General features: G+C 68.3%; 10 protein-coding genes and 1 tRNA gene. 7 read left to right on the forward strand and 4 right to left on the reverse strand.

All coding sequences use genetic code 11. The features are described 5' to 3' along the window. The 4 genes from opp4C to KHY18_RS25940 all read left to right on the forward strand — a co-directional run. Window positions 1-987 (forward strand): oligopeptide ABC transporter permease (gene opp4C, locus KHY18_RS25925; RefSeq protein WP_213307028.1); only part of this gene is annotated, 987 nt, incomplete at its 5' end. Window position 988: 1 nt separating this feature from the next. Continuing rightward, a complete protein-coding gene (locus KHY18_RS25930; protein ID WP_213307031.1) occupies window positions 989-2527 on the forward strand; it encodes a Sapep family Mn(2+)-dependent dipeptidase in 1539 nt (512 codons plus the stop codon). Beyond that, on the forward strand, window positions 2511-4181 hold the full coding sequence (locus KHY18_RS25935; RefSeq protein ID WP_213307034.1) for a dipeptide ABC transporter ATP-binding protein: 1671 nt from the start codon (window positions 2511-2513) through the stop codon (window positions 4179-4181). Before KHY18_RS25930 ends, KHY18_RS25935 begins: the two co-directional genes overlap by 17 nt. Window positions 4182-4214: 33 nt before the next feature. Further along, window positions 4215-5753, forward strand: coding sequence for an amidase (locus KHY18_RS25940; RefSeq protein WP_213307037.1), 1539 nt, complete (start codon window positions 4215-4217; stop codon window positions 5751-5753). Between the two features lie 117 nt (window positions 5754-5870). On the opposite strand, the gene KHY18_RS25945 is transcribed toward KHY18_RS25940, so the two are convergent. Together KHY18_RS25945 and serS are read right to left on the reverse strand one after the other, a co-directional pair. Further along, a tRNA-Ser gene (locus tag KHY18_RS25945) sits at window positions 5871-5958 on the reverse strand. A 33-nt stretch (window positions 5959-5991) separates the two neighbouring features. Further along, window positions 5992-7308, reverse strand: a complete 1317-nt coding sequence (gene serS / locus KHY18_RS25950) for a serine--tRNA ligase (protein WP_213307040.1) — start codon at window positions 7306-7308, stop codon at window positions 5992-5994. 139 nt (window positions 7309-7447) lie between these two features. Here serS and KHY18_RS25955 point away from each other — a divergent pair, with 139 nt between their 5' ends. Next, entirely contained in the window at window positions 7448-8125 is a 678-nt protein-coding gene (locus KHY18_RS25955; RefSeq protein WP_213307044.1) for a CBS domain-containing protein, read from the forward strand. Between the two features lie 7 nt (window positions 8126-8132). Here KHY18_RS25955 and ispH read toward each other — a convergent pair whose 3' ends face one another. Both ispH and KHY18_RS25965 read right to left on the reverse strand, forming a co-directional pair. Beyond that, window positions 8133-9128, reverse strand: a complete 996-nt coding sequence (gene ispH, locus KHY18_RS25960; RefSeq protein WP_213307047.1) for a 4-hydroxy-3-methylbut-2-enyl diphosphate reductase — start codon at window positions 9126-9128, stop codon at window positions 8133-8135. A gap of 3 nt (window positions 9129-9131) precedes the next feature. After that, window positions 9132-9617 carry an FKBP-type peptidyl-prolyl cis-trans isomerase gene (locus KHY18_RS25965; RefSeq protein ID WP_213307050.1) on the reverse strand — a complete coding sequence of 162 codons (486 nt, stop codon included), beginning with the start codon at window positions 9615-9617 and terminating at the stop codon, window positions 9132-9134. A gap of 125 nt (window positions 9618-9742) precedes the next feature. Between KHY18_RS25965 and radC the strand changes: the two genes are divergently transcribed. Both radC and KHY18_RS25975 read left to right on the forward strand, forming a co-directional pair. Then, the gene (radC, locus tag KHY18_RS25970; RefSeq protein ID WP_213307053.1) at window positions 9743-10456 is read left to right on the forward strand and encodes a RadC family protein; all 714 of its coding nucleotides are present in this window, start codon (window positions 9743-9745) and stop codon (window positions 10454-10456) included. A gap of 85 nt (window positions 10457-10541) precedes the next feature. Continuing rightward, on the forward strand, window positions 10542-11201 hold the full coding sequence (locus KHY18_RS25975) for a Smr/MutS family protein (protein ID WP_213307056.1): 660 nt from the start codon (window positions 10542-10544) through the stop codon (window positions 11199-11201). Window positions 11202-11292 lie beyond the last annotated feature (91 nt).

The following is an 11292-nucleotide window of genomic DNA, read 5'->3' on the forward strand; positions in this document are numbered from 1 at the left end:
GGTGAGATGAGTGTTCCCGGCTTGAATCTGTCGACGACGGCGCCGCTGGCGGCCGTCCATCTTGGTGCCGACGCCGGCGCGCCTGCCGCGCCGGCGGCCGCAGCGCCGCGCGCCGGCTCCCGCCTGCTGCGCGACCCGTTCTTCGTGATCGGCGCCGCGATTCTGTCGCTCATGGTCGCGCTGGCGGTGTTCGCGCCCTGGCTCGCACCTTTCGCGCCCGACGAAATAGATCTGTTCGCCATCGAGGCCGCGCCCGGCGACGGCCATTGGCTGGGCACCGACGAGCTCGGCCGTGACGTGCTCTCGCGCCTTCTCTACGGCGGGCGGGTATCGGTGCTGGTGGGCGTATCGGCCGTCGCGCTGCAGCTGGTGATAGGCGTGGCGCTGGGCGCGCTCGCGGGCTACTGCGGCGGACTGGTCGATGCGGTCGTGATGCGCTTCACGGAAGTCGTGATGTGCTTCCCCTTCTATGCGATTGCCATCACGCTCGCGGCGCTGTTCGGCGCCAGCGTGTGGAATGTCATTCTCATCATCGGCATCCTGCACTGGACCGGATTGGCGCGGCTGGTGCGCGCCGAATTCATGTCGCTGCGCGAGCGCGAGTTCGTGCTCGCCGCGCGCGCCATGGGCACCTCGCCGCTGCGCATCGTGCTGCGGCATCTGCTGCGCAACAGCTACGGCCCCATCCTGGTCTACGCCACGCTGGCCGTGGCACAAGGCGTGCTGGCCGAGGCCGCGCTGAGCTTTCTGGGCCTGGGCGTGCGCCAGCCCCAGCCGTCCTGGGGAAACATGCTGGCCGCGGCCCAGAGCATGCGGGTGCTCAACGACCAATGGTGGCTGTGGATGCCTCCGGGCATCGCCATCGTGCTGATGGTGCTGGCCATCAACTTCCTGGGCGAGGCGCTTTCCAGCCGCCTCAACCGCCGCCCCGCGCGCCCGGTCGCCGACCTGTGGCCGCGCCGCAAGAACTCTTCGCAGAAATCCTGATATGAACCAACGCCTGCCCCATCCCCTGCCCCTGCCTCAAAGCGGCACGCTGAGCCCCGACGAGAGTGCGCTTTTCGAGCGCGCCGTCGAGTGGTTCGACGCCCACCGCGAGGAGTTCGTCGCCGACCTGCTGCAATGGGTGGCCGTGCCCAGCGTGGCCGAACTGGACGCGGCCCGCCCGGGTCAGCCGTTCGGGCCCGAAGTCGCACGCATCTTCGATCTGGTGGCCGCGCGCGCACACGAATTCGGCTTTCGCACCGAAACCCACGACGGCTACGCGCTGTCGGTGCTGTGGGGCGAGGCCGCCGAAGAGATCGGCCTGGTCTCCCACCTCGATGTCGTGCCCGCGGGCGACAACTGGGTGCATTCGCCGTACGCGCCTTTCGAGCGCGACGGTTTCGTCATCGGCCGTGGCGCGGCCGACAACAAGGGGCCGGCGCTGGCCGATCTCTACCTGCTGCGCGCGCTGCGCGATTTCGGGCTGCAACCGCAGCGCACGGTACGCATCATCTACGGCGGCGCGGAAGAAGCCGGCATGTCCGACATCGCGCACTACGTTCAGCACTATCCGGTGCCGCGCGTGTCCATCGTGACCGACGGGGGCTTTCCCGTGAACCATGCGCAAAAAGGCATGCTGAACCTGGCCTTGCGCGTTCCCGCGGGCCCGGTGCTGTCGCAGTTTCGCGCGGGCGTGGCGGCCAATGCCGTGCCGGCCACTGCAGCGGTTTCGCTGGCGCTGCCGTTGGCCGAAGTGCAGCAGGCGCTGGCACGCCTGCCCGCCGAACTCGCGGCGACGCTGACGGCGCAGGCACAAGGCGATGCCACGCAGCTGCTGGCGCGCGGCCAGTCGGGCCACGCGGCCTTTCCCGAAAACACCGTCAACGCCATTACGTTGCTGCTGCGCGCGCTCAGCGGCGCCGGGCTGGTCCAAGGCGCTGATCTGGCCGCGGCCGACGTCGTGGCGCAGCTGCTGGCCGACCCCTGGGGCCTGGGCGCGGGCACGGCGCAGGAAGACGAAGACACCGGCCGGCTGACGCAAAACGGCGGCGTGGTGCTGCCCGTAGAAGGCGGCTTCGAACTGCAGGTCGACATCCGCTACCCGCGCAGCGCCGACCCCGAACGCATTGCCCAGACCCTGGGCGCGGCGCTGGCGCCGCTGGGCGGCACGCTGCGCGTGGAGCGGCATTCGGCCCCCATGCATATCGACCGCAACAGCCCGCTGGTCGCGCTGCTGCAGGACACGTTCGACAGCACGGCCGAAACGCGCACCGAACCGTTCTCCATGGGCGGCGGCACCCATGCGCGCCTGCTGCCGCGCTCGGTCACCTTCGGCCCGGGCTTCGGCCGCACGCCGGGCCTGCTGTTTCGCGGCCAGCCCGTGAAGCTGCGCCCCGACTTCCTGCCGCCGGGCCATGGCTCGCCCCACGGCCCCGACGAGTTTGTCGCGCTGGCCAATCTGCGGCGCGCGTTCGGCGTGTATGCGGTCACCTTGCCACGCCTGGATCGCTGGCTCGACGCCGGCCATGAAGTCAATGGCTGAGACCACGCCGCTGCTCGCGGTGCGCGACCTGGCGATACGCTTCGCCGATTCCCCGGCCTGGACCGTACATGGCATTGACTTCGAGATCGGGCGCGGGGAAATCGTCGCCCTGGTCGGTGAGTCGGGCTCGGGAAAATCGGCCAGCGCGATGTCGCTGCTGGGCCTGCTGCCCGGCGACACCGAAGTCCGCGGGCACGCAAATTTCGACGGCACCGACCTGCTGGCAACCGAGGGCGCGGCACGCCGCGCCTGGCTGGGCCGGCGCATCGCGCTGGTGTTCCAGGACCCCACGGCGGCGCTGGACCCGGTGTTCTGCATAGGCGCGCAGCTCGACGAAACGCTGCGCCTGCGCCACCCCGAATTGTCCGGCGGCGCGCGCCGCCCGCGCGCGATAGAACTGCTGGACAGCGTAGGCATCGCCGAGGCCGCGACGCGGCTCAAGGCCTTTCCCCACCAGATGTCGGGCGGCCAGCTGCAGCGCGTGATGATCGCGCTGGCGCTCGCGGGCGAGCCCGAGCTGCTGATCGCCGACGAGCCCACCACGGCGCTGGACGTCACGGTGCAGCAGGAAATCCTCGATCTGATCTGGCGACTCAACCGCGACCGGCAGATGGCAGTCCTGCTCATCACCCACGACATGGGCGTGGTCGCCGATCTGGCGCAGCGCGTGATCGTCATGCGCCAGGGCCGCATCGTGGAAAACGCGCCCGCGGCCCAGCTGTTTCATGCCCCCGCCGCGGCGTACACGCGCGAACTGCTCGCGGCCCTGCCCGGGCGCAACGCGGCCCAGGCAGCGCCACCGATTGCGCAGACGCCCCTGTTGGCCGTGGACGCGCTGCACGTGGGCTATTCCAGCGGCTGGGGCCGGCGCACGGACGTGGTCCATGGCGTGTCGTTCGCGCTGCATGCGGGCCAGTTCCTGGGGCTGGTGGGCGAGTCGGGCTCGGGCAAATCGACCATAGGCCGCAGCCTGCTGGGGCTGATTGCGCCCTCCAGCGGGCGCGTGGTCTTTGACGGCCACGATCTGGGCAGGCGCTCGCCCGGCAGCGCGCCCGAATTGCGCGCGCGCATAGGCGCGGTGTTCCAGAGCCCCGCGAACTCCCTCAACCCGCGCATGACGCTCGATGAAGCCATTGCCGAGCCCCTGCGCGCGCACCGGCAGCTCGACAAGGCGCAGCTGCGGCGGCGCGTGGACCAGTTGCTCGATCAGGTACGGCTGCCCGCGGCCTGGCGCAATCGCTTGACCGTGGAACTTTCGGGCGGCCAGCGCCAGCGCGTGGCGATCGCGCGCGCCATCGCGCTCGATCCGCTGCTGCTGGTGGCCGACGAACCGACGTCATCGCTGGACGTATCGATACAGGCCAGCATTCTCGACCTGCTGCGCGAGCTGCAGCGCGAAAACGGCTTTGCCTGCCTGTTCATCAGCCACGACCTTTCGGTGGTGCGCGAACTGTGCCGTCAGGTCGTGGTGCTGCGCCGCGGCGAGGTGGTGGAGGCCGGGCCCACGCCCGAAATCCTCGACCAGCCGCGCCAGGCCTATACCCGCAAGCTGGTCGCCAGCGCACTGTGGCCCGACCCCGAACGCCAGCGCAAACGCCGCCTGCTGCGCATGGCTACGCCCGCGCAGCACAATGAATTCGCGCTGACAGACTGACCCAGCCGCAAGACAGCAAAGGAAAGACGGACCATGACCACCATCCCTGTTGATCTCACCTCCGCGCTCGAACGCTGGGCCTGGGCGCCCGCGCATGAACAGGCGCAGGCCCTGGCAGCGGGCGAACTGCGCGCCATCGATCTGATCGAGCACCAGATCGCGCGCATCGAACGCTTCAATCCGGCCCTCAATGCCATCGTCGCCACGGACTGGGAATCGGCGCGCGAACAGGCGCGCCAGGCCGACGCGGCGCTGGCGCGCGGCGAGCGGCGGCCCCTGCTGGGCGTGCCTGTGACCGTCAAGGAACATTTCCATGTCGAAGGTCTGGTCACCTGCGTGGGCAATGCCGCCCACCGCGACCATGTGCCCGAGGGCGATTCGCCGGCCGTGGCGGCGCTGCGCGCCGCGGGCGCGGTGATACTGGGCAAGAGCAATGTGCCCGTGGCATTGGCCGATCTGCAAAGCTACAACCCGGTCTACGGCGTGACCCATAACCCGTGGAATCTGGCGCGCACGCCCGGTGGATCGTCGGGCGGCTCTGCGGCGGCGATCGCCGCGGCCTTGAGCGCGCTGGAGCTGGGCACCGACATCGGCGGCTCGATCCGCATTCCCGCGCACTTCACCGGCATCTTCGGCCACAAGCCGACCTACGGCATCGTGCATTACGCGAAAACCGGACTGCCGCCCGTGCGCCTCGCGCCGCGCGACCTGTCCGTCGCCGGCCCGCTGGCGCGCAGCGCCCAGGACCTGGCGATCGCCTTGCAGGTGCTGATCAACCGCGATCCGCTCGCCGCCAAGGGCTGGCGCCTGGAGCTGCCCGCGCCGCGCCATGAAAGGCTCGCTGATTTCCGCGTACTGGTGCTGGGCACCTGGCCCGGTCGCAAGCAATCGGACGTGGAGAAGACCGTGGAAAAGCGCCTGCTGGACGCGCTGCGCAAATCAGGCGTCACGGTGCGCCATGGCGCCGATCTGGAGAGTGCACTGCCAGACCTCGAGGCCGCCAACGACATCTATCGCCGACTCAAATATTCCTCTGTGCCTGGCGCGCCAGCGGCGGCGCAACAGGAAAGCGAGAGCGCGCCTTCGCCGCTGGCCACGCGCAACGCCGCGCAGATCACGCACGACGAATGGCTGCAGCTCAACGAACAGCGCCTGCAGATCCGCGCGCAGTGGGAAGCCGTTTTCTCGCAGGTCGATGTCGTGCTCAGCCCCGTGCTGAGCACCACGGCGTTTCGCCATGACCATACCGAGCCGCAGAAAGCGCGCGACTTTCCCGTCGAAGTGGGCGGCACGACCGAACAGCAGAAATTCGTCGAACTGTTCCACTGGGTGGGTCTGGCCGTGCTGCCGGGACTGCCCGCCACGAGCTTTCCGCTGGGCTTTGCGCACGACGGCCTGCCCGTGGGCGCGCAGGCCATGGGCGCGTATCTCGAAGACCTGACGGCGATCAAGTTCGCCGAACTGTTCGCGCAGGCGCACGGCGGCTTCGTGGCGCCGCAGGGCTATGCGCTCACAGAGCCTAATCACCAGGCCGCGCAGCGGCACAGCGAGCGCCAGCAAGCCTCCATCTGAACCTTGCGCGCAGCCAGTGCGGCACGCCACATGCCGCATCCATGCGAAGTCCATTGGGACCGGTTTCATGCGCACAAAAGAAAAAGCCCAAGTGATTTCTCACTTGGGCTTTGATTCTGGCGGAGAGGGTGGGATTCGAACCCACGGTACCTTGCGGTACGCCTGATTTCGAGTCAGGTACATTCGACCACTCTGCCACCTCTCCTGTGTGTCGAAGCATCTATTGTAGCACTGTTTTTCAGGGCTGAATCGAAGTTTTTCCGCCCATGTACGATTGCAGTGCTTCGGGCACGCTCACCGAGCCGTCGGCGTTCTGGTAGTTCTCGAGCACGGCCACCAGGCAGCGGCCCACGGCCAGGCCCGAACCGTTCAAGGTGTGCAGCAATTCGTTCTTGCCCTGGGCGTTCTTGAAGCGTGCCTGCAGGCGACGCGACTGGAAAGCTTCGCAGTTCGACACCGAGCTGATCTCGCGGTAGTTGCTCTGACCGGGCAGCCACACTTCGAGGTCATAGGTCTTGGCGGCGCCAAAGCCCATGTCGCCCGTGCACAGGCTCATCACGCGGTAAGGCAGGCCCAGCTTCTGCAGCACAGCTTCGGCGTGGCCGGTCATTTCTTCCAGCGCTTCGTAGCTCTTGTCGGGGTGCACGATCTGCACCATCTCGACCTTGTCGAACTGGTGCTGGCGGATCATGCCGCGCGTGTCGCGGCCGTAGCTGCCGGCTTCGGAACGGAAGCAGGGGCTGTGGGCCGTGAGCTTGATCGGCAGATCGGCTTCGGCCACGACCTGGTCGCGCACGAAGTTGGTCAGCGGCACTTCGGCCGTGGGAATCAGGTACAGCGCCGCATGGTCGGGCACGGGCTCGCCGTCCTGGCCGCCCTTCTTGGCCGCGAACAGATCGCCTTCGAACTTGGGCAGCTGGCCCGTGCCCTTGAGCGAGTCGGCGTTGACGGCGTAAGGCACATAGCATTCGGTATAGCCATGCTCTTCGGTCTGCAGGTCGATCATGAACTGCGCGAGCGCGCGGTGCAGGCGCGCGATCGGGCCCTTCATCACGGTGAAGCGCGAACCCGAGAGCTTGACGCCCATGTCGAAGTCCAGGCCCAGCGGCGTGCCCACGTCGACATGGTCCTTGGCTTCGAATTCGAAGGCCTTGGGCGTGCCCCAGCGGCGCACTTCGACATTGCCCGACTCGTCGCTGCCCACGGGCACGCTTTCGTGCGGCATGTTGGGAACGGCCAGCAGCATGGTCTGCAGCTCGCCCTGGATCTGTTCGAGGCGCGTCGACGAGGTTTCGAATTCGGTCTTGATGGCAGCAACCTGGGCCTTGGCGGCTTCGGCGCCTTCCTTGTCGCCCTTGCCCATCAGCATGCCGACCTGCTTGGAAAGCTGGTTGCGCTGGGCTTGCAGTTCCTCGGTGCGCGTTTGCAGGCGCTTGCGCTCGGACTCGAGAGACTGGAAGGCCTCCACGTTCAGGAAAGCCTGGGGCTTTTTACGGGTTTCCAGCCGCGCGATGGCGGTGTCGAGGTCTTTGCGAAGGAGAAGGATGTCTAGCATAGACGGCAATTCTAGTGGCCCCCGCGCAAGACCACAGAAATGCCGACAGAGACTGATACCCGCCAGGTGTCTAGCGCCACCGGGTCGTGTCAAGATCGCAGGCAATCCGCCTTCCACCCAACCACGGCTTCGACACACCATGTTCTATGTTTTAGGCCCCGATGGCCCGATTTACCGCGGCGGCCCGGCGCAGCTCAGCCAGGTCGCGCCCGTGCGCCGCGTGCAACGTCCGCAGGCGCTGCGCACGCGCAGCGCCGATGTCGACGCGCAAGAGACCGCCGATATCGCGGCCCTGCCCGATACCACCGCGCCCGCGCTGCCGCGTGCGGCGCAGGAAGCCGTCGATGCCTATGCAGCGACCGAAAAAGGCCCGCAAGTCGAGCGCCAGCCGCTGGAATTCGTGCGCGATGTGATGACCCGCGGCGCGCTCACCGTGCCCGCCGACATGCGCGTCAACGATGCCTGGCAGATCCTCGCCGAACAGCGCGTCGCGCAGGCGCCCGTGCTCAATGCCCAGGGCCGCGTCGTGGGCCTGCTGCTGCGCGCCGACATGGCGCCGCTCGACCTGCTGCCCACGCCGGGCTCGGTGCAGGACGCGATCGACCTGGCCAAGCGCCCGGTGCATGCGGTGATGATCAGCCCCGTGCCAGCGGTCGCGGCCGACACGGCCTTGCGCCGGCTCGCGGGCGTGCTGCTCGACACCGGGCTGCCGGGCCTGCCCGTGACCGACGAGCTGGGCCATCTCGCGGGCTTTGTCTCGCGCACCGACATCCTGCGCGCGGTCGCGGCCGATCCGCCGCTCGATCTCTGGAGCTGAAGCCGGTTCAGCGGCCCGGGCCCAGCTCGGGCGCCTTGCGCACTTCGATTTCGAGGCCGGTGGCGGCGTCGATCTTGAGGCCCTTGGGCAGCGGAAACTTCACGGTCTCCTCGATGCCGTTCATGCTGCGCACCGAGGTCGCGCCCAGCGCCTTGATGCGGTCTATGACTTCGCGCACCAGCACTTCGGGTGCCGAGGCACCCGCCGTGAGGCCTACGCGCGCCACGCCTTCGAACCAGTCGGGCTGCAGCTCCTGGGCGTTGTCGACCATATAGGCGCGTGTGCCCAGACGCGCCGCGAGTTCGCGCAGCCGGTTGCTGTTGGAGCTGGTGGGGCTGCCGACGACGATCACCACGTCGACCTGCGGGCTCAGCACCTTGACCGCATCCTGGCGGTTCTGCGTGGCGTAGCAGATGTCCTGCTGCTTGGGCACGCGCACCTGCGGAAAGCGTTCGCGCACCGCGGCCATGATGGCGGCGGCGTCGTCGACGCTGAGCGTGGTCTGCGTGACCACGGCCAGCAGTTCGGTCTGGCCGGGCTGGACCGTGGCGACGTCTTCCACTTCCTCGACCAAGTGGATGCCGTGGTCGAGCTGGCCCATCGTGCCTTCGACTTCGGGATGGCCCTTGTGGCCGATCATGATGAACTCGTAGCCTTCCTTGGCGAGCTTGGCGACTTCGACATGCACCTTGCTGACCAGAGGACAGGTTGCGTCGAAAATCTGGAAGCCCCGGCGCTTGGCCTCCTGCTGCACGGCCTGGCTCACGCCGTGCGCGGAAAACACCAAAGTGGCGCCCGGCGGCACGTCGTCGAGTTCCTCGATGAAGATCGCGCCCCGGGTCTTGAGATCATTGACCACGAACGTGTTGTGCACGATTTCATGGCGCACGTAGATCGGCGCGCCGAACTTGGCGATCGCGCGCTCGACGATCTCGATCGCCCGGTCGACGCCGGCACAGAAGCCGCGCGGCTCGGCAAGAACGATTTCCTGGGGCTTGCTCATGGCTCAGAGCACTCCGATGATCTGCACCTCGAAGGTGACGGGCTGGCCGGCGAGCGGATGGTTGAAGTCGAACAGCACCGCGCCGTCTTCGCGCACGCGCACCACGGCGCCCGCATAGCTGCCCAGGCCGTCGGGCGTGGGGAACTGCACCACGTCGCCGGGCGTGTATTTCTCGTACGGGTCGCCCAGCTCGTTCATCAGCTTGCGCGCCACCCACTGCTGCATGTCGGCATTGCGCTCGCCAAAGCCTTCGCCCGCGGGCAGCTCGAACGTCGTGCGCACGCCCTCTTCCAGGCCGATCAGGCGCTGCTCGACCGCGGGCGACAGCTCGCCCGCGCCCAGCGACAGCGTCGCGGGCTTTTCGCCAAAAGTGTTGATCACGTCGCCTGCCGGGCCGGCCAGGCGGTAATGCAGGGTCAGAAACGATCCGGCCTGCACCGTGGGTACGGCAGTCTGCGAAGCCAAAGTGGGTTGTGCGCTAGATGTCATGAGAGTCCCGATAAACTGGGGTCTATTGTAGAAACCCCGGCCATGTCCCCACGCGGCGGCTTGCAGATGCCCCTCGGCGGCGCTGCTCCCAGGTGCCTGCGGCATGGCCCGGCAGGAGTTGCGCCATGCCTCTCAAAGACCTGCCGCGCGCTGCCCAGCCGCGCGAAAAACTGCTGGCCCGCGGCCCCGAGTCGCTCGCCGACGCCGAGCTGCTGGCGATTGTGTTGCGCACCGGCATCAAGGGCAAGGGCGTGCTGCAGCTGGCGCAGGAACTGCTCGAAGAACCCGGGGCGGATTCGCTTGGCGGGAGAACAGGCCCAGGTTTTGGCGGCATTGCCGGCCTGCTCCAGGCCTGCCCCGACGAACTGGCGCGTATCAAGGGCCTGGGCCCGGCCAAGCGCGCGCAGCTGCTGGCCGTGCTCGAGCTGGCACGCCGCGCGCTGGCCCAGCGCCTGCGCGAACGCGCGGTCTTCGACAGCCCGCAAGCCGTGACCCAATACCTGCAGCTGCACCTCGCACGCAAGCCGCACGAAGTCTTTGCCGTGCTGTTTCTCGACCACCAGCACCGGCTGATCGCCATGGAAGAAATGTTCAGGGGCACGCTCGCACAAACCAGCGTTTACCCCAGGGAAGTCGTGCTGCATGCGTTGCAGCACCGCGCAGCCGCCGTGGTGCTGGCGCACAACCACCCCAGCGGCGGCGTGCAGGCCAGCCCCGCCGACGTGGCGCTGACCGAGATCCTGCGCAGCGCGCTGGCCCTGGTCGATGTGCGTGTGCTCGACCACATCATCGTCGCGCCGGGTGCGGGGCTGTCGATGGCGCAGCAGGGCTTGCTGTGACAGCTTGAGGGCAAAAGCAGCGCGGTTTACAGGGTATGAGGGCCGCTTGCGCGGGCGCCGGCCCATATTCGGATAAAAACGCGCCATGCGCGTGAAATCTCTCCAAGACCTGAAACCGGTACGCAAAGCCCTGGCGGCCGCGGCGCGGCAGGCCGCGCTGTTGGCCGAGGAGCAGCGGCGCATCGCGCTGCGCCCGGCCACCGACCGCGCGCTGTTCCTGCAGGCGATAGGCGCCGTGCGGCCGCTGCGCCACGCGGGCAACCGGCTCGTGCCGCTGCCCGGCAACGTGCTGCCCGTGCCCCAGCAGCGGCTGCTCGACGAGCAGGCGGTGCTGCGCGAAGCCATCAGCGATGAGTTCGACGTCAGCACGCTGCTGCTGACCGACGACCAGCTCAGCTACCTGCGCCCCGGCATGGGCCAGGATGTCGCCCACAGGCTGCGCGCCGGCCACTGGAGCATCCAGCGCCAGCTCGATCTGCACGGCCTGCGCACCGACGAAGCGCGCGAGGCCTTGGGCGAATTCATTCGCCACGCCCAGCGCGACGGCGCGCGCTGCGTGCGCGTGGTGCACGGCAAGGGCCTGGGCTCGCCGGGCCGCATGCCCGTTCTCAAGGGCCGCGTGCACAGCTGGCTGGTGCAAAAGCAGGAAGTGCTGGCCTTTGTGCAGGCGCGGCCCGCCGATGGCGGCGCGGGCGCGCTGGTGGTGCTGCTGCAGCCGCACGTGCGGCGCCAGGGCGGTCGCTGAGCGGCATCGGACGCTTCAGCGCCCCGCGCTTTCCAGGTTCACGGGCGGCATGGGCCGGCCATAGATGCGTCGCACGCGATCGGTGAGCGCC

Origin of the sequence: Acidovorax sp. CCYZU-2555 (genome assembly GCF_018413525.1) — a bacterium.
Lineage (GTDB): Bacteria > Pseudomonadota > Gammaproteobacteria > Burkholderiales > Burkholderiaceae_C > Comamonas.

Excerpts from the sequence above, each read along its gene's own strand:
- radC (WP_213307053.1), top strand. The coding sequence starts at position 9,743 with ATGCCTCTCAAAGACCTGCCGCGCGCTGCCCAGCCGCGCGAAAAACTG.
- KHY18_RS25930 (WP_213307031.1), top strand. The coding sequence starts at position 989 with ATGAACCAACGCCTGCCCCATCCCCTGCCCCTGCCTCAAAGCGGCACG.
- KHY18_RS25935 (WP_213307034.1), top strand. The coding sequence starts at position 2,511 with ATGAAGTCAATGGCTGAGACCACGCCGCTGCTCGCGGTGCGCGACCTG.
- KHY18_RS25965 (WP_213307050.1), bottom strand. The coding sequence starts at position 9,617 with ATGACATCTAGCGCACAACCCACTTTGGCTTCGCAGACTGCCGTACCC.
- ispH (WP_213307047.1), bottom strand. The coding sequence starts at position 9,128 with ATGAGCAAGCCCCAGGAAATCGTTCTTGCCGAGCCGCGCGGCTTCTGT.
- KHY18_RS25940 (WP_213307037.1), top strand. The coding sequence starts at position 4,215 with ATGACCACCATCCCTGTTGATCTCACCTCCGCGCTCGAACGCTGGGCC.
- KHY18_RS25975 (WP_213307056.1), top strand. The coding sequence starts at position 10,542 with ATGCGCGTGAAATCTCTCCAAGACCTGAAACCGGTACGCAAAGCCCTG.
- KHY18_RS25955 (WP_213307044.1), top strand. The coding sequence starts at position 7,448 with ATGTTCTATGTTTTAGGCCCCGATGGCCCGATTTACCGCGGCGGCCCG.
- serS (WP_213307040.1), bottom strand. The coding sequence starts at position 7,308 with ATGCTAGACATCCTTCTCCTTCGCAAAGACCTCGACACCGCCATCGCG.